A 22,217-nucleotide genomic window follows, 5' to 3' on the forward strand; every position below is an offset into this window, starting at 1 on the left:
TCTACGTTTAATGTTTTTAGCGCTGCATCAGGTACAATGACGCCTAGGCTTAATTGATGGGAGGAATAAAAGATGTCGGTTCAAAATATTACAATGCCACAGCTCGGCGAAAGTGTAACAGAAGGTACAATTGAAAAATGGCTTGTAAAGCCTGGAGATACAGTTAAAAAGTATGATCCATTAGCAGAGGTTGTTACAGATAAAGTAAATGCTGAAATCCCGTCATCATTTGAAGGGGTTATCACGGAGCTACTTGCGCAAGAAGGTCAGACATTACCAGTTGGAGCAGTCGTTTGCTCGATTGAAATAGCGGGAGAAGGTGAATTACCAGCACCGCCACCTGAAAAAAAATCAACGGTAAGTACGGCTATTTTAAATGCAGGTGTTCAAAAGAAACAGGAGGCACCACAGCAGGTAGCAGCTCCAGTATCTGCACCAAAAGAGGCACGTACGGGTAAAGTACGTTATTCACCAGCTGTTCTTCGACTTGCACAGGAGCATGATATAGCTTTAGACCTTGTAACAGGTACTGGCGAGGGTGGTCGTATTACACGAAAAGACCTGTTAAAGCTAATTGAAACAGGTAATATCCCAACGGCAAATGATGTAGCACAAGCAGCTCCAACCGTTCAAACGACATCAGCACCTACAGCAGCTTCTGCACCACAGCAACAAGTGGAAAAAGCAGCTGCACCTGTACAACCTATTCATCCAGGAGATATCGAAATTCCAGTGACGAAGATCCGTCGTGCCATTGCGAATAATATGGTGAAAAGTGTACATGAAGCGCCGCATGCTTGGATGATGATGGAAGTGGATGTAACAGATTTAGTGACTTATCGTGATAGCTTAAAGAATGAATTTAAGCAAAAAGAAGGCTTTAATCTTACATATTTCGCCTTCTTTGTAAAAGCGGTTGCTCAAGCTTTAAAGGAATTCCCAATGCTGAATTCGATGTGGGCGGAAGATAAAATCATTCAAAAACATGACATCAATATTTCGATTGCAGTAGCAACGGATGATGCCTTATTTGTACCTGTTATAAAACACGCAGATGAAAAATCCATTAAAGGAATTGCGAAAGAAATCAATGAACTGGCTATCAAAGTTCGTACAGGAAAATTAGCAATGGATGACATTACTGGTGGTACATTTACAGTGAATAATACAGGTGCATTTGGCTCTGTTCAATCAATGGGCATCATCAATTACCCACAAGCAGCGATCCTGCAAGTGGAAAGTATTGTAAAAAAACCTGTTGTTTTACCAGGTGGAATGTTTGCTGCACGTGATATTGTGAATTTATGTTTATCATTAGATCATCGTGTGCTTGATGGACTTGTCTGTGGTAAATTCCTAAATAGAGTAAAAGAAATACTCGAAAATACAAATAAATCTTCAACGTCAGTCTACTGATGACTTGTCGGAAACCTGCTGTATAAGGGTTTCCGATTTTTTTTATGCTTTTCGAGTCGCAATTTGTCATGTAGAATAACAAATAGAAACTACTAAGGGGGGAAGCTGATTAAGCGTCCGCATGTCAAACAACATGAAAAATATTGAATTTGAAATACCAGCCTATTCAGACTGGCAAGATGCAGCAATCAAAGCTTTAAAAGGGAAACCATTTGAGTCACTATTCACAAAAACAAATGAAGGTGTTACACTACAGCCGCTTTACACGCAAGAAAGTTTAGTAGCTAAGCTTGGAGAAGAGCTTGATTTACAAGTTGCCACAATCCGTTCCCTACAAAATGATCAAGTATTTCAGGTGGCACAACAAATTCACGCTGATTCAAGCGAAGCTTTTTTTGCACAGCTTGAGGATAGTCTAGCTCGAGGCAATGAAGTTATTACAATTGATAGCCGAGTGAGCTTTGCTTGGACAGAAGAAGTATTGGTCAAATTAGCATCATATTTCTCAGAATATTCGTTTAAAATTACTATTGAAAATTCAAAAGACCCATTATTAGCAGTATTCGACAACATTCCAGTAGATCAACAAGAAGCCATTAAAGGTTACATGATTTCAAAAGACCCTATCACTTTGACTGCATTTCCGAACGTGCGCTCAGTCAGTGCAGACACAACTGTTTATCATAATGAAGGTGCTAACGCTGTACAAGAATTAGCCTATGCACTTGCATTAGCAGCCAAATTTGCAGAACAAGAAGAAAGCTTTGAAGCGTTCTCGAAGAAATTCTTTGTATCATTTGCCATTGATACACAATTCTTTACGGAGATTGCAAAGCTACGTGCTTTTAAAGTACTTTGGAAAGCGTTCTCATCCGCTTATGGCGTAACAGATCATATCAAAATCCCTACTGTTGCTGAAACATCATTAAGAAGCTTTTCTAAATTAGATGTGTATGTAAATTTATTACGCTCTTCAAATGAAGCGCTTTCTGGTTTAATCGGTGGTGCTGATCTCTTTACGGTTCATCCACATGACGTGTTAACAAAACCTACGGATCAATCCATTCGTATCGCTCGTAATGTATCATTAATTTTAAGAGAAGAAACAAATGTCTTAAAAGTAAAAGATCCAGCAGGGGGCTCTTACTTTATCGAGTCGTTAACAGCAGATTTTGTGAAAGAAGCATGGGCACTATTTTTAGACATCCAGGCAGCTGGCGGTATCGATGAATATACAGCCTCTGGCAAGCTTGCAGAAGAAGTGGAAGCATCCTATCAAAAACGCATCAAAGCTGCCCAAACACGTAAGCAATCATTAATTGGAACGAATATTTATGCTAATCCAGCTGATATTCTTGAACAGGATACAAATCCATTATTTGCTGATATTAAGCGTATCGCTGCTCCATTTGAGGACTTACGTGCAGACATGACAGCAGCAGATGTAAAAACAGGTATTTTAGCATTAGGATCATTAAAAAGCTCTAAACCACGCGCAGATTTTGTAGCGGGCTTCTTAAACACAGTGGGTCTTGTACCAGAAAAAAGTGAGCCAGTGACAACTGTAGAAGAGGCAGTAGCTTGGCTGAAGGCGACAGAGGCTAAGTATGTAGTGATTGCAGGCAATGATGATGATACAAAAGCATTTGTATCAGTCATTTTAGCTGAAAAACCAGCGAATGTGCTTGTAGATGTAGCGGGCAAATTTAAAGACGAAGAAGAAGCATGGTTAGCAAATGGCTTAAACGGCTTTATTTTCGCAGGACAAAACATCATTGAAAAATTACAGTCCGTGTTTGCGAGCATGAAGGAGGTCCAACGATGAGCAAGCCAAATTTTAATGCAATAGAAATAGAAAAGGTTTTAACAGCTGAAGCACCTCAAGCGTCTGAAGATAAGTTCATGACAAATGAGGGGATTGAAATTAAAGATATTTACACAAAAGAAGATATTAAAGAGGCTAAACATCTAAATGATGTGGCAGGGATTGCACCCAACACACGTGGACCATACCCTACTATGTATGTAGCACGTCCATGGACGGTTCGGCAATACGCTGGTTTCTCAACTGCTGAAGAATCCAATGCCTTTTACAAACGAAATTTGGCCATGGGACAAAAAGGTCTTTCTGTCGCGTTTGATTTAGCAACACACCGAGGCTATGACTCTGATCATCCACGTGTAACAGGGGACGTAGGAAAAGCTGGGGTTGCGATTGACTCAGTTGAGGATATGAAAATCCTTTTCGATCAAATCCCGTTAGACCAAATGTCAGTTTCAATGACAATGAATGGTGCCGTATTACCCGTCCTTGCATTCTATATTGTAGCAGCAGAAGAACAAGGGGTAACGCCAGATCAATTAGCAGGTACTATTCAAAATGATATTTTAAAAGAATACATGGTGCGTAATACATATATTTACCCACCAGCTATGTCAATGAAAATCATTGCAGATATTTTTGAATATACAGCGAAGTATATGCCAAAATTTAACTCTATTTCAATTTCTGGTTACCATATTCAAGAAGCAGGCGCAACAAATGACATTGAGCTTGCCTATACATTAGCAGATGGCTTGGAGTATGTTCGAACAGGATTAAAAGCAGGTATTGATATTGATGCATTTGCACCTCGCTTATCGTTCTTCTGGGCAATTGGTATGAACTATTACATGGAAGTTGCTAAAATGCGTGCAGCACGTCGTATTTGGGCACAAATGATGTCTACGTTTAACCCGAAAAATCCAAAGACATTAGCATTACGTACGCACTCCCAAACATCTGGCTGGTCATTAACTGAGCAAGATCCATTTAACAATGTTGCACGTACTTTAATCGAAGCAAATGCCTCTTCGATGGGACATACGCAATCCCTTCATACAAATGCATTAGATGAAGCGATTGCACTTCCAACAGATTTCTCAGCACGTATCGCGCGTAATACACAGTTATTTTTACAAGAGGAAACAGCGATGACAAAAGTCATTGATCCTTGGGGTGGTTCGTACTACGTAGAGAAATTAACAGAAGAAATTACGAAATCTGCTTGGGTGTTAATCGAAGAGATAGAAGCGCTTGGTGGTATGGCTAAAGCGATTGAAACGGGACTTCCAAAAATGAAGGTTGAGGAAGCAGCAGCAAAACGTCAAGCTAAAATTGATTCTAAAACAGAAACGATTGTTGGCGTGAATAAGTATCGCTTAGCAAAAGAAGAGCCAATTGATATTTTAGATATCGATAATACCATTGTTCGTCAAAAACAAATTGAACGTTTAGAAGCGATGAAGGCAGCTCGTGATGAAGCGGAAGTTCAAAAACATTTAGCTCGCTTAACGAAGGCGGCTCAAGATGGAGAAGAAAACCTGCTAGCGGTAGCAGTGGATGCAGCGCGCGCTCGTGCTTCTTTAGGTGAAATATCTGATGCAATTGAAGCAGTTTCTGGTCGTCATAAAGCGGTCATTCGTTCGATCTCTGGTGTTTACTCTGCAAACTTCTCTGATGAGGAGCAAATTGCGGAAGTGAAACAAATGACAGAAGAATTCCTTGAAAATGAAGGTCGTCGTCCGCGTATTTTAGTTGCTAAAATGGGACAAGATGGACATGACCGTGGTGCAAAGGTTGTCGCAACTGGTTATGCAGATTTAGGCTTTGACGTAGATATTTCTCCATTATTTATGACGCCTGCTGAGGCTGCTCAAATGGCTGTTGAAAATGATGTTCATGTTATTGGTGTGTCTTCACTAGCAGCAGGACATAAAACATTAGTGCCTGAATTGATAGCTGAGCTTGAAAAACTAGGTCGTGAAGATATTATCATTATTGTGGGTGGTGTTATACCAGCACAAGATTATGATTTCCTTTATAATGCCGGTGCAGTAGCCATTTTCGGACCAGGTACAGTGATTCCTGTATCCGCACAAAAAATTATTGAAGAAATCTACAAACGTTTAGGCTATGAGGAAGTGTCTGAATAATGGACAAAAATAAAGGAATGGAAGAAAGTGCGCTATTTGTCATGGACGGAGTAGAGGCGACTCACGACGGGATGCAATATGGTACACCCAAAAAGTTCCGAAAGAAAAAGGCAGACACTCTAAATGTAGGAGAGCTTGCACAACAAGTACGTGCGGGCTCTCGCACACATTTATCAAAAGCCATTACCCTCATTGAAAGTTCAAACGCTACCCATAAAGTACAGGCACAAGAACTATTGCAGGAGCTTCTTCCACATACAGGCAATAGTATCCGAATTGGCATAACAGGTGTGCCTGGGGCAGGAAAAAGCTCATTCATAGAGGCTTTCGGTACTATGCTTTGTGATATGGGGAAACGAGTTGCTGTTCTTGCCATTGATCCAAGTTCTTCTCTATCGGGAGGAAGTATACTTGGCGATAAAACGCGTATGGAAGAGCTCGTTAAGAAGCCTAGTGCATTTGTGCGTCCATCGCCATCGGCAGGTACCCTAGGGGGTGTTCACAAAAAGACACGAGAAACCATGTTAGTTTGTGAGGCAGCAGGCTATGATGTGATTTTAATTGAAACAGTTGGTGTTGGACAAAGTGAAACCTATGTCCGTGGCATGGTTGACTTCTTCCTGCTTCTAGTTTTAACAGGAGCGGGGGATGAATTGCAGGGCATGAAAAAAGGCATTATGGAATTAGCAGATGCAATTGTCGTGCATAAGGCGGATGGTGATAATGTACGTCTAGCTAAAAAAACGGTTGCAGAGTACAAACAAATTTTGCACTTTTTACAGCCTGCTACACCTGGTTGGATGTCAACTGCCATGCCTGTTAGTTCACTAGAAAATCGAGGACTTGATAAGGTTTGGGAAACAATTGGGGAATTCAAGCAAATCGTAGAAGCAAATCACTATTGGGCTACCCGACGCCAGCAACAAACAAAAGAGTGGTTCCAATCGATGATTACCGATCATTTAATAGATCTCTTTTATGGAAACCCGCAACGTAAAGCACAAGTACAACAGCTTGAACGTCAAATTTTAAGTGGACAGTTGACAGTTACACAAGGTGTGGATCGTTTATTTAGCGAGGAGCAGGAAGACAAGTAAACGAGTCTTATTGAAATCGTAGTAATTTCAACTGAAATGTGTTGAGCAAGTAGGTGCACAAATTGCTTGCAAACTGCTATGATAAGAGATGGATAAGCGTCAAAAATCTACTATCTGAAATATAACTAAATTGGCGCGAACTTGAAAGGAGCTATCGCTATATGAATATGGATTACGATTTATTTATGCAGGAAATTTTAAAAACAGCACGTGCTGAAATTGAGGCAGCTGGTTATGAACAATTAACAACACCAGAAGCTGTAGAAGAGGCGTTTGCTCGTCCAGGTACAACATTAGTAATGGTGAACTCAGTGTGTGGTTGTGCGGGTGGTATCGCTCGTCCAGCAGCAGCACAATGCGTTCATTATGATAAACGTCCAGACCATTTAGTAACAGTGTTTGCAGGGCAAGATAAAGAGGCAACTGCAGCAGCGCGTTACCATTTTGGAGAAGATCATCTACCTTCATCACCATCATTCGTTCTATTAAAAGATGGACAAGTTGTCGCAGAAGTGGGACGCTATGAAATTGAAGGGCATGACCCAATGTCAGTTGTGACAAATTTACAAGCAAACTTTGAAGAATATTGTGACGAACTTTAAGTCTATTCTTGCATAAGAAAAATCATTTTCAACCAAGTAGAAAAGCCTCATAGATCATGCTATCTATGTAGGCTTCCTACTGATCCTCATGTATAGATAGTTTCATTATTATTAAAATTTTTGTAATATTGGCTAAATAATTAGCTGAATGAGTGAAGAGTACTAAAGGATGGGAGGCAGTCGGCCTGAAGAAGTTTTCAATCGGCTATCGAACTTTAAAAACAGCAATTGGTGCGGCCATCGCTATTGCCATTGCACAGTATTTTGATTTAGCCTCATATGCATCTGCTGGTATTCTAACCATATTATGTGTGCAACCAACAAAAAAGAAATCCATTTATGCAGCCTATACACGATTGGTTGCAAGTATTGTAGCAATGCTTTTTGCCTTTGTAAGCTTTGAGTTATTTGCTTATCATCCACTTACACTAGCAGGCATGCTTATACTCTTTATTCCTACCATTGTATCTTTAAAGGTTGCGGATGGATTTATCTCCAGTGTCGTGATTATTATGCATATTTACGCTGCTGAAGGTTACTCATTAACACTTGTTTATAATGAATTAGCGTTGATGGCTATCGGTTATGGAACAGGGATTGCCATTAATATGTATATGCCAGACATTCAAAAGGAATTAAATTACTACAGAGTCAAAATAGAGGAGCTATATAGTAAGATTTTTTTAGAAATTGCCAGCTATTTACGGCAAGGAGATACGTTGTGGAACGGCCAAGAAATTATCGATGCAATCAAAGCACTAGAAGAGGCAAAATCATTAGCGTTTAAAGATGTTCAAAACCATTTTACAAGACGTAAAAATGATTACTATGTATATTTCGATATGCGAGAGCAGCAGCTAGAAATTATCGAAAGAGTGCTACCCAAAGTGACGACATTACCTGTTATAGTACAAGAGGCTGAAATTGTGGCAGATTTTTTACAAGACCTAGGTGAGCATGTTCATTCGGGGAATACGGCTAGTCAGTACCGCGAAAAGCTCGAACATGTTAAGCGCGATTTTTCTCAGCTTCCTTTACCACAAAGCCACGAGCAATTTATCGCTCAGGCAGCCCTCTATCAGTTTATAGAGGAAATGGACAGGTATTTAGAAATAAAGCAGTCATTTAAAGGGTTAAAGGCTAAAAAAGAGCGCCCACAGTAGTGTGGACGCCTCGTGCTTTGCCTTAAATTATCATAGATAATCCGAATGCTAGAGATGAGATTAGCATAATTGCGATCATACTATAAATAACGACTTTTTGAAATTTTTTATTACTCATATGCTCGTTCGCTCCTTCTTTTCTTATAAATAGTTTAGCAAATCTGAAAAATTTCTCAAGTAGTAGAGTTTTGACAAAAAAGTCTGTAAAATAGAGTATGTACCATAACAGAAGGAGATGTCACCATGGAGAAAGTAGACCATATTGGGATTGCAGTGCGCGATCTTGATGAACGCATTACATATTATACAGAAACTTTGGGCTTAAAGTTGATGAAAGTGGAAGAAGTAGAATCTCAACAGGTTCGTGTGGCATTTATCGATGCAGGGAACGTGAAAATCGAGCTATTAGAACCAATGAGTGATAAAAGTGCCATCCATGGTTTTATTGAAAAACGTGGAGAAGGAATTCATCATGTTGCGTTTGGTGTGACGGGAATTCGTGAACGAATGGCAGAGCTTCGTGAAAAAGGTGTACGTCTCTTATCCGAAGAGCCAGGGCCAGGTGCTGGAGGGGCAGAGGTTGCGTTTATGCATCCTAAATCCTCATTTGGGGTGTTATATGAATTATGTGATAAAAGTGGAAAAGGGGATAAGTGATTAGTATGGATATGTTCGACAAAATCAATGACTTGTATGACCGTAAAACGGTAATTGAACTTGGTGGTGGCTATGATCGCATCGATAAGCAGCATGAGAAGGGGAAACTTACTGCTCGTGAGCGTATAGACTTGTTGCTAGACGAAGGTACATTTTTCGAAATCAACCCATTTATTACACACCGTACAGTAGACTTCGGCATGGAGAAAATGGAGGGACCTGGTGATGGTGTCGTAACTGGATTCGGTAAAATTAACGGACGTCCAGTATACTTATTCTCTCAAGATTTCACAGTGTTTGGTGGGGCGCTTGGAGAAATGCATGCGAAAAAAATGGCAACAGTGATGGATCTAGCTGCTAAAAATGGTACACCATTTATCGGCATCAATGACTCAGGCGGTGCACGTATTCAAGAGGGTGTTCTTTCATTAGATGGCTATGGTCATATCTTCTACCGAAATGCCATTTATTCTGGTGTGATTCCACAAATCTCTGTGATTATGGGACCTTGTGCTGGTGGAGCTGTTTATTCTCCAGCTATTACTGACTTTATTCTAATGGTGGATAAGACATCTCAAATGTTCATTACAGGACCTAAAGTAATCGAAACGGTAACAGGAGAGAAAATTTCTGCTGAAGATTTAGGTGGTTCGAAAGTAAATAATGCGGTCAGTGGGAATGCTCATTTCCGTGCTCCTTCTGAAGAGGCAGCGATTGATGAAATTAAAAAACTATTAAGCTACTTACCACAAAACAATAAAGAAAAGGCACCTCGTCAAGCTAGACCTGAAGGGGATGACTACCGTCCAGAAATCGTAGATACAGTACCAATCGAAACAACACGTCCATATGATGTACGTAAAGTTGTTGAGCAAGTAGTGGATGAAGGTTCGTTCATGGAAGTACATGCAGAGTTTGCTAAAAACGTAGTTGTCGGTTTTGCACGTATTGCTGGCGAATCAGTTGGACTTGTTTGTAACCAACCAAAAGTTCTTGCTGGTGGCTTAGATATCGATTCTTCTGATAAAGCTGCTCGTTTCATTCGTACTTGTGATGCATACAATATCCCAATCATCACATTTGAAGACGTTTCTGGCTTCTTCCCAGGTGTTAAACAAGAACATGGTGGTATTATTCGTCATGGTGCGAAAATTCTTTATGCTTATTCAGAAGCGACTGTTCCAAAAATTACAGTGATTTTACGTAAAGCTTATGGAGGCGCTTACGTTGCCTTAAACTCTAAATCAATTGGTGCTGACCTTGTATTTGCATGGCCAAATGCTGAAATTGCTGTTATGGGTGCTGCTGGCGCAGCTAACATCATTTTTGCCCGTGAAATTGCAAAATCAGATGACCCAGAAACAACTCGTGCAGCAAAAATCGAAGAATATAAAGAGAAATTTGCTAACCCATATGTTGCAGCATCTCGCGGTATGGTAGACGACGTAATCGATCCACGAGATACACGTATCAAGCTGATTCAAGGACTTGATATGCTGTCAAACAAACATGAAACACGTCCAGAGAAAAAGCACGGTAATATTCCTCTATAATAGTCATACAAGCCTAGCAGCTCAAAAGTTGCTAGGTTTTTCATTGCCAAAAAGTGAAACATTTTTGTTTGTCATCCGTACTGATAGATATGAGGAGTTGAGATGAATGGAATGGCAGCAATTACAAACAGAGCAAGAAAAGATTCATGCACAACTTAGAAAAGCATCTAGATTAAACGAACAAAATCAGTTAATTGATGGGCAAATTAAACATACACAACAGGAAATAGACACTCATACAGCAGCACTCCACCAAATTCGATCCAAACTTGATAAATTGGATGGTTTCTCGTTTATGAATATGATTCGTACATGGACAGGGCAACAAGATGAACTGAGGGCAGAAAAAATTGATAAGGCGGCAGTACTTGAATTAAAGCTGAATGAAGCAAAGAAAATGCAAAATGATTTAGCAGAGGACAACGTGCAAGTGATGAATCAGCTTGCCCAGATTGATGAAAATGCGCTACAGCAATCACTTCAACAGGTCTACCTTAAAAAGAAGAAGTATTTACAGATTCATGATGCTGCCCAAGCAGAAAGGCTAGAGCATTTAGCACATGAGGAAATGCTAACAAAGCAGCTCATTAGAGAAATTAAAGAGGCGGAGGAAGCGGGAGAAGTAGCTCTTACAAGGCTAGGGCAAGCAGCAGCTTCATTACATTCGGCCAATGGATATTCCACATGGGATACATTTTTTGGCGGTGGGCTGATTGCTACGCACTTAAAGCATGATGCACTCGATCAGTCTGAAAACTATTTACATAGTGCTCAAATTGCGTTACAAAGGTTTCATAATGAATTATTAGATGTTCATGATATGTCTACGAAATCGCTGCATATTGAAACAGATGGGTTTGTTAAGTTTGCTGATTACTTTTTTGATGATATTTTTTCAGCATGGTCTGTTCATTCTAAAATCTCGACAGCAAGGGAACAGGTCTCGCGTGTTCAAGATGATGTACATAATACGATTTGGCGCTTACAGGATAAACATAATAAAGCTGTCAACTACTTACAATCATTAGAAAAAGAAAAAGAGATTATTTTCAATGACTAGGGAAAGTCTGAGATTTTTCTCAGACTTTTTATTTTGGTAGTATTGTTCAATGATTTCAACTCTTCTGACGTTGTGCTAAAATGATACATATACTATAACGTGGAAATACACGTAAACTAAGGGAGTTTTACAACATGACAAGTCGTTTAGTAGAAGAGTTTTTTGAGCTCGTACAAATTGATTCGGAAACAAAACATGAACAACTAATAGCACCAATTCTTGTAGATAAGTTAACTGCACTTGGATTTTCAGTGATTCAAGACGATGCACATACGCGTAATGGACATGGGGCAGGTAATATTATTGCCACATTAAAAGGCACATTGGATGTAGAGCCAATCTATTTCACTTCTCATATGGATACTGTCGTTCCAGGAAAAGGCATCAAACCGTCTTTGCGTGAGGATGGCTATATCGTATCAGATGGTACGACGATTTTAGGTGCCGATGATAAAGCAGGACTAGCTGCTCTATTTGAGATGGTCAAACGTTTGAAAGAGCAAAATATTGCACATGGCGATATTGAATTTATTATTACGGCTGGTGAAGAAAGTGGCCTTGTTGGCGCTAAAGAGTTAGATCCAGCTAACATTAAAGCAAAATATGGATTTGCGGTTGATAGCGATGGCAAAGTTGGTGGTATCGTGACAGCAGCACCATTCCAAGCGAAAATTTTCACAAAGATTATTGGAAAAACGGCACATGCAGGGGTTGCTCCTGAAAAGGGCATTTCTGCCATAACAGTCGCATCAAAATGCATTGCTCAAATGAAACTGGGTCGTTTAGATGAAGAAACGACAGCGAATATTGGGCGTTTTGAAGGTGGACAAGCGACGAATATTGTTTGTGACGAAGTGACAATCCTTGCAGAAGCACGCTCTATAGACAAAGCTAAATTGGATGCGCAAACAAAGCATATGCAAGATACGTTTGAACAAGTAGCTGCTTCTTTAGGCGCACGTGCAGAGGTAGAAGTGAAGCTGATGTATCCAGGCTTCCGTGTAACGGAATCGGATAAAGTAGTTCAGGTAGCGATGGCTGCTGCACGCAATATTGATCGTACACCGACACTAGGCATTTCTGGTGGAGGCTCAGATGCAAACGTCATCGCAGGCTTTGGCATTCCTACAGTTAATTTATCTGTTGGATACGAGGATATCCATACAACAAATGAAAAAATACCAGTAGAAGAACTTGAAAAATTAGCAGATTTACTAGTAGAAATCGTCAAAGAATCGGCGAAAAACTAACAGTCGAATAAGGATGTGACCCTATGGAAAGTGTCAAAGCAGTCGTTTTTGCTTGTGGGACAGAGGAGTATGCTGTGCCTGTGGAGCAAGCGATTTCAATTGAAAAATTAGAGCAAGTAACACCTATTCCTCATTTACCTAACTATCTTCTAGGCTTTACAAGAATTCGCGGTGAGCTTGTACCTGTTCTTGATTTTGAACGCATACTGTACAATCGTTCATCGAATACAGCAACTGCTCGTATCATTGTGTTGAATACAGATGTTGTTAATTATGGATTACTTGTTACAGAAGCACGTGAAATTCTTGATTTCGATGAATCAGTACTTCAGCAATTGGGTCTAGTCAATTATAGTAAAACACGCTATTTTACTGCGGTAGCTAATCTTGAAAATCGAATGATAACTTATGTTGATCCAAAAATACTGGTTAATTCATTAGAGGGCATTCGAGAAATTATCAATTATTTACACAAAATGCTTGAAAATGAAAAGGAAAACGTAGAGGCTTAAGTTCTCTACGTTTTTTTATGTTTGAATAGTAAATTTAACCTGTATTTTGTCGTTTTTACCTGATCATACATGTGACAATTATGCATTATACCTACAGACAAACAATTGCTAACCGCGTATGATAATGGTTAAGAAAAAACTGAAAAAGGCAAACTTCACCGAAAGGGAGGGACGCAAAGCCATGAGTCTAAACACTATAATTTCAGTGCAAGATTGTCAGGTTGCCAGGTTCTGTTCTAGGAGCCGTGGCGAGTAGAATGGAGTTAGTTCGTATGAAGAGACAATTAAAAGTATGGACCGCACTAATCGTCATCATGATTAGTTCATTAGCTTTATCAAGTGGAAAGGTTGATGCAATGTCTATACAGGAAAAGGCTACTTGGCTGTGGGATACATCCCTCATCATTGATGACCAAGAAAAAATATTATTATTTTTAGAACATAACGATGTCAATAAAGTTTATCTGCAAATCGATCAAGGCATAGCGAGCAATGACTATAAGCATTTTATTAGTAACGCTTCTCACAGAGGTATTCGCATTTATGCATTGGATGGTGCTGCAAGCTGGGTTTCAACTGAGGGTAGTCGAAGCCAAGACGAATTGTTTAATTGGTTACATACATATAATGAGAATTCAACTCAATCTGAGCAATTTTCTGGGGTTCACCTTGATGTAGAACCTTATTTAAATAGTGGATGGAGTTTACATCAAGCACAAACGATAGAATCCTATCAAACACTAATAATGAAAGCAAGTGAGAAAGCAAGTCAGTTACAACTTACTTTAGAAGTAGATATGCCATTTTGGTTTGATGAAGTTCAGTATAATAACCAATTTGGAAAAGGGTTATTAGCTGATTGGGTCATTGACCATACGGATAGTGTGACGATCATGGCCTATCGTGATGCTGCAAAAGATATTATCTCTATTGTAGAACATGAAATCGCTTATGCTTCCACTGTGAATAAATCAATTGTAATTGGTGTAGAAACAGGCGCTTCAGAGGAAGGGGAAAATATTACTTTTTATGATAATGGAGAAGCCTTTATGAATGAACAGCTTATACTTGTTCAGCAACATTTTTCAAATAACGATGCTTTTCATGGAGTAGCCATTCATTATGTGGAGAATTGGATGACCATGCGTCCATAAAAAAAGTCCTTCCAGTGTTAAACTGGAAGGGCTTTTCTATTGGTATTAGGAGAGTCGACCACTGTAGTCCTCGAATTTAAATTCACGAATGACTTTAATACCTTCTTCATCATTATAAGAAACGATAGATGGTAAGTTGACACCGTTAAACATATGGTTTTTAACCATTGAATAATGAGCCATATCTGTGAATACAAGACGATCACCTGGTTTTAATGGCTGTTCAAACGAATAATCGCCAATCACATCACCAGCTAGACATGTTAGTCCGCCTAAGCGATACGTGTGTGCTAATTCATTTGCTTGTCCAGAACCAATAATCATTGGACGGTAAGGCATTTCAAGTACATCAGGCATGTGACATGTTGCTGATGTATCTAAAATAGCAAGATCCATTCCATTTTCTTGAATATCTAGCACCGTTGCTACTAAATAGCCTGTATTAAGGGCTACTGCTTCACCTGGCTCAAGATAAACAAGCAGGTTATACTTTTCTTGAATATAATTAATGATGTTCACAAGTTTTTCTACATCATAATCATCACGTGTAATATGGTGACCGCCACCGAAGTTTAACCATTTCATTTGGTGTAAAACATCACCAAATTTTTCCTCAACTACTTCAATAATACGCTCTAATGTATCAGAATTTTGTTCACACATCGCATGGAAGTGTAAGCCATCGATACCATCAAGCTGTGATTTATCAAAGTTAGCCAATGTTGTACCAAGGCGAGAGTTTGTGTAACAAGGATCATAAAGAGCTGTTTCAATTTCAGAGTATTCAGGATTCACACGAATACCACATTCAATTGTTTTACCAGCAGATTTAACTTTATCCTTGAACTGAGCCCATTGGTTAAATGAGTTAAATACGATGTGGTCCACATAGCCTAGAAGCTCGTCCATTTCATGCTCAATATAAGCAGGTGCATAAACGTGAACTTCTTTGCCCATTTTTTCATAGCCAAGACGTGCCTCATGCAGTGAGCTAGATGTAATGCCCGCTAAATATTCCCCTACTAGTGGGAATGTTGAATGCATAGAGAAGCCTTTAAGGGCTAATAAAATGCGGCAGCCTGTTCGATCTTGAATTGATTTTAAAAGCTCAAGATTCTTTGTTAATAATCGCTCATCCACTACATAAGAAGGGGATGGAACTTTTGAAAAATCAATTGGTTTCATCGGCTTAATTCCTTTGCATCTAAATCAAGGTCTAATAATTCTGGGTTATGGCTTTCTTGCCACGGTAGACCCCATTTATTTAGTGCATCCATGAATGGATCTGGATTGAAATCTTCCACATTCCATACACCTGGTTTACGCCATTCACCGTTCATCACAAGCATTGCACCGATCATAGCTGGTACGCCAGTTGTGTAAGAAATCGCTTGTGAACCAACCTCGTTGTAGCACTCTTCGTGGTCACATACGTTGTACACATAGTACGTTTTTTCTTTGCCATCTTTTAGACCGCGAATGATACAACCGATGTTTGTTTTACCTTTTGTACGTGGTCCAAGTGAAGCTGGATCTGGTAATACCGCTTTAAGGAAATGGATTGGTTGAATCATTTGCCCTTCGAATTCGATTGGCTCAATTGATGTCATACCTACGTTTTCTAACACTTTTAAGTGTGTTAAGTATTTTTCAGAGAACGTCATCCAGAAGCGGATTTGTTTTAAACCTTTGATATTTTTTGCAAGGGATTCAAGCTCTTCATGGTATAGAAGGTAAATATCTTTTGGTCCGATTTCAGGTAGGTTATACACTTCTTTTTTCTCAAGTGGTGCAGTTTCAATCCACTCGCCTTCTTTCCAGTAACGACCATTCGCTGTAATTTCACGAATGTTAATTTCTGGGTTGAAGTTTGTTGCGAAATGATATCCATGATCTCCCGCATTGGCATCCACGATATCGATATAGTGGATTTCATCAAATTCATGTTTTTGTGCATGAGCTGTGAAAACGCCTGTTACACCTGGGTCAAAACCGCTTCCAAGTAATGCAGTTAAGCCAGCTTTTTCAAACTTCTCTTTATAAGCCCATTGCCATTTATATTCAAATTTTGCCGTTTCAGGTGGCTCGTAGTTTGCAGTATCCACATAGTGCACACCTGTCGCTAAGCAAGCATCCATAATCGTTAAGTCCTGATAAGGTAGAGCCACGTTAATCACTACATCTGGTCCGAAAGCTTTAATAAGCTCAATAACCTCTTCTGTATTGTCTGCGTCTACCTGTGCAGTATGAATTTTTGTTTTTCCGCCATCTAGTTTTTCTTTTAGAGCGTCACATTTTGAAACAGTTCTACTTGCGATACAAATTTCCTCAAATACGTCCGAATTTTGAACACACTTGTGTACCACAACACTGGCAACTCCGCCAGCTCCGATAATCAATGCTTTACCCAATTGTCTACCCCCAAGTTCATATAAAGTATTGTCAAACAAGCTGATTATACAGAAAATTGATATACTACTCAATCATTGTTTTAAAATTTTCTACAAAAAATTTTATTTTTCTACAACAATTAGACGTATAAGGAGGGGAATGCCTCGGAAAAGAAGGGAATCATGAATAAATCTACAACGCCATTTTAGTAAAAATAGAGGAAAGTTGCTGTTGTATAGACCTAAATAATTGGTGAAGTTATATCACAATTCATCCAAGATACTACGACATCAAGTAAATATTTTTCTAAATGAATGTTTTGACATAGTATCTCTACCGATTGACGATTTGATACCAGCTACTAAATCATTTCTACTAACTTTACATAAAAAAATCCCTCTACATATAGAAAGGGAAGGAACCACATTAAACGTGCTACAGGTATCTGTGTACTGGAAAATGATGCATATTATTTCAGAAAACGATTGGATACTTGTTGTTTTTCTTCCCCCCATATATAGAAGAAAACCACAAGCAAAGTACTAAAAAAACCCATCACAAGAGCATACGTACTGAGGGCTACTCCCACTTGACTTTGCATGGCATAAATAAAAATGGCCCCTATTGTTAACAAGTTGCCTGTAACAATCGATACTAGATGAAAGCGTTTATTCATAGCAAGCCCTCCTATTAGATGAATTGGTAATGCTCAGGATTTAAGATAATTAACTTCAATTATCGCACAATTCAGAACTTTTTCCAATGTTTTTATCTTACTAGAATAATTAAAGATGCTTTTTTAATACATCTTTTTGTAGTATGATGAAACACAAAAGGAATATTCATAGATTATTACAAGAAAGGGGAGAGGATGGATCGTGAAATTACGCAATTCATTAACTTTTCAACTTGGGACGATTATCGCTGGTATTTTAGTGGTGATGCTAGGGATTACTTCGTTCGCTACATACATAACTGCTTACAATAAACTTTATGATGCTGCTGGTGTTGAGGCCTATGGCTGTGCCAATATTACGACAGGTTTGATCAATCCGCAACAATTGGACAAGGCCATTCAAGGCGACAAGGCTGTACAGGAAAGCATTGGGAACGATTTGAACTGGACAACAGGTCATAAAGATATTTTCCAAACACAATATATTTTATCGTTGGATGGCACATTATTAGCGCTTGATGATCATTTGGCTGAAAAAGGTTATGCCCCTGGTGATCAATTTTATTTAGATAAAGAAGCTATTGATATGTTGCTTACACATAAGCATCCAACATACTCACAGCCTTATACCTATGCAGGGATGGACCGTTTATCTGGCTATGCTCCTATTTTTAAAGACCATGATTCCAGTAAAGAAATTATTGCCATTAGTGTCATCGACTTTGATGCTAATATCGTGAAGGAGCGAACATGGGATGTTGTACGAAATGGGATTTTAATTAGTATTTTCCCTATGCTAATTGCTTCCATCATTACAGGCTTTTTAATTCGTCGTAAAGTAAGACCGATTAGTGTGCTGATTCAGCAGGCGAAAGAAATTGCCAATGGTAATTTAGCTGTACCTGAAACAAAAATTAACAGTAAAGATGAAGTAGCGGATTTAGCGAATACATTAAATCGAATGACAGCTAATTTACAAAATATGATTATGACGATGCGTTCCACTTCTAACACTTTAACGAATAACGCAGATGAAACCGCTTCCACCCTGAACGATATGAGCAATACCATTCAAGGTGTCGCCAATAATATCGAAGAGGTAACAAGTGCCGTGACGGCAGGGATGCACCATGCTGAAAATGCGACAGATGTTCTTACTTCTTTAGCGCAGGACCTTCAATTGATTCAAAGCAATACCAATAACAGTGCTGATAATGCTAGACAAACGATGGAATTAGCAACAGAGGGTGAGCGACTAGCAAAAGATATAAGCAATGATATGGCATTAATTCATAGCGGATCAGGTGAGGTACAACAAACAGTAGAAAACTTAGTTACATCTGCAACCAAAATTCAAACGATTACAACGTCTATTGCAAACATCGCATCACAAACAAATTTGCTAGCACTGAATGCTTCCATTGAAGCGGCTAGAGCAGGGGAGCATGGCAAAGGCTTTGCTATTGTTGCTGAGGAAGTACGGAAGCTTGCTGAGCAATCTAATCAAGAGGTATTGCAAGTTGAACAGCTTATTCAGGATATAATGAAGCATGTGCAGCAGGTCATGTCATCTACGAATGATAATACGCAATATATTGAAAAAGGAACAGAGACAGTGCGTCTAACAGCACAATCTTTAGGAAATATTTCTACAGCAGTGGCTGCAACAGTAGAAGAAATGATTACCATATCTAATGCTATGACCGCTGAAAACGAAAAATCTACACGTATTGTGCAAATGATTCAACAATTAACAGAATCTATTCGTGATATAGAAGAAACGATGAATATGATTACTGTCGCAGCACAGCAAACAACTGCAAGCATTGATGAGGTGGCACATGGCTCTAATGAAACAAATCACATGGCACACACACTCGAACAGCATGTAAAGGCGTTTAAATTAAAAGAATAATAGAAAGATTAGGACATGTTGGCTTTTGCTAATACTACTTAAATGGTAAACTAGCAATAAGATTTTTCTTTTGCGAAGGTGAGGATTTTAATGGTGGTAAAACAAATGAACGAGCAAGTTCAACAAGTCAATGACTTATTTTTGAGTGGTCAAGTAAAGGAAAGTTATCAACTAGCTAAAGAAATATTGGGCAATGATACAGCGATCGCAGAAGAGGCCTATCAAGTCATTCAGCAGCATGTGGCAATGCTAGAGGCAAATGGGTATGCAAATATGCCTCAGCCTACTGATGACAAAGCAAAGCAAAGTGTGGAACGTACAGATGGTTCGTATCCAGAACGAGATGTTCTCGCAGCTTATATAGGTAGTCAGGATGATGAGCAATTTGGTAAAGTGGTCGATGAATTATTAGCAGGACCTATAGAAGCGCAGGCGAACGCCTACTATACAATGGCAGAATATTATGTCCTTGCAAAAGAACAGGATAAGGCATCAGTACAGTATGCGGAGGCAATCAAATTGCAGCCTAATAAGGCATTGTATTGGGGAGCATTTGCACAGTTTTTAAATCGTCACGAAGGTAGCCCTTATTTGGCATTAAGACTGATTGAAGAAGCAATACTCCTAGATGGAATGAATCCTCGTTGGCACTATATTCAAGGTAATATATTTTTCCAGCTAGTAGCAGCGACAAAAAATTTAAGCTATTTACCTGCCTTGGAAGAAGCATGGGAGAAAGCTAAAAAACGTTGTACAGCTAAGCAGGTCACATTGAAATTGGATTTGGAGAAGTCAAAAGATTTGTTAGCGCAATGGAAAAAGCAAATGCTCTAACAGGTATCTATTAATAATTATTTCCTTTCAAGTATAATTATGCTATAGTGAAACCATAAACGGACGTATGAAGCTTATCGATGACATGAAAGAAGTGTTTTTTTGAGTTTATATGTAGCGTATGTATTGGTAGGACTTGCCATTGCCATGCCTGTAGGAGCTATTACAGTAGAAATGACAAAGCAAGGACTCAAAAATGGTTTTATGCACGGCTGGGCAGTTGGACTTGGTGGCATGACCATTGATATTGTATTGGTTTTTGCTTTGTATATGGGACTAGCTTCCATCTTGGCTATGCCTTTAATTCAACTACCTATGTGGATTATTGGAGCAGGCTTTTTATTCTTGTTAGGCTATGATTCTATCAAGAACGCTGACCATGATATTACATTGGCAGGAGAAAAAGTAACCAAATCGTTTTTTGCCTCTTATTTTAACGGCTTACTAGTGGCCATTTCGCCTGGTAATCTTGTTTTTTGGGTCAACGTATTTGGTGTGGTGCTAGCAAAATCTTATGGACAAGGGGAGTCAACGAGCTTTTTAATTATTGCTGCTGGTGTTTTAAGTGGAATTTTACTCCACGATATCGGTTTGCTGACCATTGTCTCGGTTACTCGTAAAGCTATGAATCGGAAGATGATTAGGACATTTACCATTGTCGCAGGATTCTTATTGATTGGTTTTGCTTGTTATTTTATCTATGAATTTATACAAGGAATTAAGATTTATATATGAAAAGTGCGATCCCTAAAGATCGCACTTTTTTTATTGCGCAATAGCCTCAGTATGCTCTTTTAAACAAGCTAAAATTTCTTCTGCTACTTCATGCGCTAATGCTAGTTCTGAAGTAAAGCCAACACAAGAACAATTCATCTCACCTAAAATATAGCAATCTTCTCCGACTTCATTGGTATCTAGCATAAAGTCGGCTGTCCAGATTAGCGGTAAATCATAATTGCCTAGTAGGTTTGTTACTTGAGGGAGCTGCTTTAAAAAGTTTTGTACCAGCTCTTGCCAGTCTTCAGGTTTGTCATAGCGATATTGAGCGCCAGAGAATAGAGTTGCACTAAAGGCATCCTCGGTAGCAGCTGGTTTTTTATGTACGACGTGTACAGGATGATCGCGCAACATGAATAAGCGGATTTCGCCTTCTGTAATCCTTGGAAGAAAGCGCATATCGATTAACATACCATTCGTCCCTGTAATATACTGCTCACAAAATGTCATAAAGTCGCCAAGCTGCCAATATTCTACATGATTATCTTTTGCTTCAGTACATTTGATTTGTGCATCAAGTGGCACTTCAGTGATACCCTCTGCTAGCGGTTCCACCAATTTTACACGCCAAATACCTTCTCCAGTTGAACCACGATTTTGCTTCAAAACACGCTCTGTTAAAGCTAAGGAAGTAGGGAATTGTTTTTTGAATGCTTCGATTGTGTAGTAGGCAAATGTATCATCAGGTACTAAATTTGTTGTCGTCAGTTTTGATAATACGTCTTTTGAACCATAGCTAATCATGGCGTCTGGATGTGGCATCCCTATAACGCCAGCTTGGCATAGCTCTCGTAGCATAGCAAAGTACTCTTCCTCATGCTGTAAGTTGCCTGGGTTAATGCGAGATACATAGGCAATACCATGTTCCTTAACATAGTGAAAGATTTCCTGCTTTTTTGTGATATCAAAGAAGAGTACCTCTGCATCCTGTCCACGTTGCTGTAGCGCTTCCACCATTGGCATTGTATCTGGGCGATAGCCATCTGGGCCTTTATCTGTGCCGCCTTCCACCTCGAAAAAAATAACTTTTTTATCCATAAAATACCTCCTTATATCTGTTGTTATGTTCAGTATAGTAGACAAATAAGGAGAAAAGATAGATAAAATATGTAAATTTTATGTATAAATTCATATATTACTATCTCGGTAATAGGAGGTATTGACTATTAAAATTCATAACTCTCT

20 protein-coding genes and 1 riboswitch are annotated in these 22,217 nt (G+C 39.1%); of the genes, 15 read left to right on the forward strand and 5 right to left on the reverse strand.

Annotated elements, in window-relative coordinates; genetic code table 11:
• Nucleotides 1–72: 72 nt before the first annotated feature.
• The 6 genes from VK91_RS09440 (at nucleotide 73) to VK91_RS09465 (ending at nucleotide 8,253) form a co-directional block, all read left to right on the forward strand.
• Nucleotides 73–1,416, forward strand: coding sequence for a dihydrolipoamide acetyltransferase family protein (locus VK91_RS09440; protein ID WP_048392306.1), 1,344 nt, complete (start codon nucleotides 73–75; stop codon nucleotides 1,414–1,416).
• Nucleotides 1,417–1,537: 121 nt separating this feature from the next.
• Nucleotides 1,538–3,241, forward strand: a complete 1,704-nt coding sequence (locus VK91_RS09445) for a methylmalonyl-CoA mutase family protein (RefSeq protein WP_048392307.1) — start codon at nucleotides 1,538–1,540, stop codon at nucleotides 3,239–3,241.
• Nucleotides 3,238–5,391: a methylmalonyl-CoA mutase gene (scpA, locus tag VK91_RS09450; RefSeq protein ID WP_048392308.1), complete on the forward strand. Its 2,154-nt coding sequence runs from the start codon at nucleotides 3,238–3,240 to the stop codon at nucleotides 5,389–5,391. The genes VK91_RS09445 and scpA overlap by 4 nt, the downstream gene beginning before the upstream one ends.
• A complete protein-coding gene (gene meaB, locus VK91_RS09455; protein WP_048392309.1) occupies nucleotides 5,391–6,488 on the forward strand; it encodes a methylmalonyl Co-A mutase-associated GTPase MeaB in 1,098 nt (365 codons plus the stop codon). The genes scpA and meaB overlap by 1 nt, the downstream gene beginning before the upstream one ends.
• Before the next feature lie 161 nt (nucleotides 6,489–6,649).
• Nucleotides 6,650–7,090 (forward strand): BrxA/BrxB family bacilliredoxin, encoded by a 441-nt coding sequence (locus VK91_RS09460; RefSeq protein ID WP_004231203.1) that lies wholly within the window; start codon nucleotides 6,650–6,652, stop codon nucleotides 7,088–7,090.
• Nucleotides 7,091–7,242: 152 nt separating this feature from the next.
• Nucleotides 7,243–8,253: an aromatic acid exporter family protein gene (locus VK91_RS09465; protein WP_081010952.1), complete on the forward strand. Its 1,011-nt coding sequence runs from the start codon at nucleotides 7,243–7,245 to the stop codon at nucleotides 8,251–8,253.
• A 22-nt stretch (nucleotides 8,254–8,275) separates the two neighbouring features.
• Here the strand turns inward: VK91_RS09465 and prli42 are convergent, their stop codons facing one another.
• Nucleotides 8,276–8,371: a stressosome-associated protein Prli42 gene (prli42, locus tag VK91_RS23210; protein WP_009370219.1), complete on the reverse strand. Its 96-nt coding sequence runs from the start codon at nucleotides 8,369–8,371 to the stop codon at nucleotides 8,276–8,278.
• Between the two features lie 125 nt (nucleotides 8,372–8,496).
• Here prli42 and mce point away from each other — a divergent pair, with 125 nt between their 5' ends.
• The 6 genes from mce to VK91_RS09495 all read left to right on the forward strand — a co-directional run bounded on the left by mce (nucleotide 8,497) and on the right by VK91_RS09495 (nucleotide 14,439).
• Nucleotides 8,497–8,910: a methylmalonyl-CoA epimerase gene (gene mce, locus VK91_RS09470; protein ID WP_004231207.1), complete on the forward strand. Its 414-nt coding sequence runs from the start codon at nucleotides 8,497–8,499 to the stop codon at nucleotides 8,908–8,910.
• A 5-nt stretch (nucleotides 8,911–8,915) separates the two neighbouring features.
• A complete protein-coding gene (locus VK91_RS09475) occupies nucleotides 8,916–10,463 on the forward strand; it encodes an acyl-CoA carboxylase subunit beta (RefSeq protein WP_048392310.1) in 1,548 nt (515 codons plus the stop codon).
• Nucleotides 10,464–10,569: 106 nt separating this feature from the next.
• A complete protein-coding gene (locus VK91_RS09480; protein WP_048392311.1) occupies nucleotides 10,570–11,523 on the forward strand; it encodes a hypothetical protein in 954 nt (317 codons plus the stop codon).
• Nucleotides 11,524–11,657: 134 nt separating this feature from the next.
• Nucleotides 11,658–12,773: a M20/M25/M40 family metallo-hydrolase gene (locus VK91_RS09485; protein ID WP_048392312.1), complete on the forward strand. Its 1,116-nt coding sequence runs from the start codon at nucleotides 11,658–11,660 to the stop codon at nucleotides 12,771–12,773.
• Nucleotides 12,774–12,796: 23 nt separating this feature from the next.
• Complete coding sequence (locus tag VK91_RS09490; protein WP_048392313.1) at nucleotides 12,797–13,285, forward strand: chemotaxis protein CheW; 489 nt, start codon at nucleotides 12,797–12,799, stop codon at nucleotides 13,283–13,285.
• 137 nt (nucleotides 13,286–13,422) lie between these two features.
• Nucleotides 13,423–13,514, forward strand: a riboswitch (cyclic di-GMP riboswitch).
• Nucleotides 13,515–13,557: 43 nt separating this feature from the next.
• Nucleotides 13,558–14,439: a hypothetical protein gene (locus VK91_RS09495; protein WP_048392692.1), complete on the forward strand. Its 882-nt coding sequence runs from the start codon at nucleotides 13,558–13,560 to the stop codon at nucleotides 14,437–14,439.
• A gap of 45 nt (nucleotides 14,440–14,484) precedes the next feature.
• Here the strand turns inward: VK91_RS09495 and nspC are convergent, their stop codons facing one another.
• From nspC to VK91_RS09510, 3 genes are all read right to left on the reverse strand, one after another.
• Entirely contained in the window at nucleotides 14,485–15,624 is a 1,140-nt protein-coding gene (gene nspC / locus VK91_RS09500; protein ID WP_004231219.1) for a carboxynorspermidine decarboxylase, read from the reverse strand.
• Nucleotides 15,621–16,850, reverse strand: a complete 1,230-nt coding sequence (locus tag VK91_RS09505; protein WP_048392314.1) for a saccharopine dehydrogenase family protein — start codon at nucleotides 16,848–16,850, stop codon at nucleotides 15,621–15,623. Before VK91_RS09505 ends, nspC begins: the two co-directional genes overlap by 4 nt.
• Before the next feature lie 449 nt (nucleotides 16,851–17,299).
• Nucleotides 17,300–17,506 carry a hypothetical protein gene (locus VK91_RS09510; RefSeq protein ID WP_004231223.1) on the reverse strand — a complete coding sequence of 69 codons (207 nt, stop codon included), beginning with the start codon at nucleotides 17,504–17,506 and terminating at the stop codon, nucleotides 17,300–17,302.
• A 202-nt stretch (nucleotides 17,507–17,708) separates the two neighbouring features.
• Between VK91_RS09510 and VK91_RS09515 the strand changes: the two genes are divergently transcribed.
• From VK91_RS09515 to VK91_RS09525, 3 genes are all read left to right on the forward strand, one after another.
• The gene (locus tag VK91_RS09515; RefSeq protein ID WP_048392315.1) at nucleotides 17,709–19,421 is read left to right on the forward strand and encodes a methyl-accepting chemotaxis protein; all 1,713 of its coding nucleotides are present in this window, start codon (nucleotides 17,709–17,711) and stop codon (nucleotides 19,419–19,421) included.
• Nucleotides 19,422–19,511: 90 nt separating this feature from the next.
• Nucleotides 19,512–20,255 carry a hypothetical protein gene (locus VK91_RS09520; protein WP_048392316.1) on the forward strand — a complete coding sequence of 248 codons (744 nt, stop codon included), beginning with the start codon at nucleotides 19,512–19,514 and terminating at the stop codon, nucleotides 20,253–20,255.
• A gap of 102 nt (nucleotides 20,256–20,357) precedes the next feature.
• On the forward strand, nucleotides 20,358–20,990 hold the full coding sequence (locus tag VK91_RS09525; RefSeq protein WP_048392317.1) for a LysE family translocator: 633 nt from the start codon (nucleotides 20,358–20,360) through the stop codon (nucleotides 20,988–20,990).
• Between the two features lie 30 nt (nucleotides 20,991–21,020).
• On the opposite strand, the gene VK91_RS09530 is transcribed toward VK91_RS09525, so the two are convergent.
• Nucleotides 21,021–22,070 carry a Cj0069 family protein gene (locus tag VK91_RS09530; protein ID WP_048392318.1) on the reverse strand — a complete coding sequence of 350 codons (1,050 nt, stop codon included), beginning with the start codon at nucleotides 22,068–22,070 and terminating at the stop codon, nucleotides 21,021–21,023.
• Nucleotides 22,071–22,217 lie beyond the last annotated feature (147 nt).

It is taken from the genome of Lysinibacillus sp. LK3, assembly GCF_001043675.1.
Classification (GTDB): domain Bacteria; phylum Bacillota; class Bacilli; order Bacillales_A; family Planococcaceae; genus Lysinibacillus; species Lysinibacillus capsici.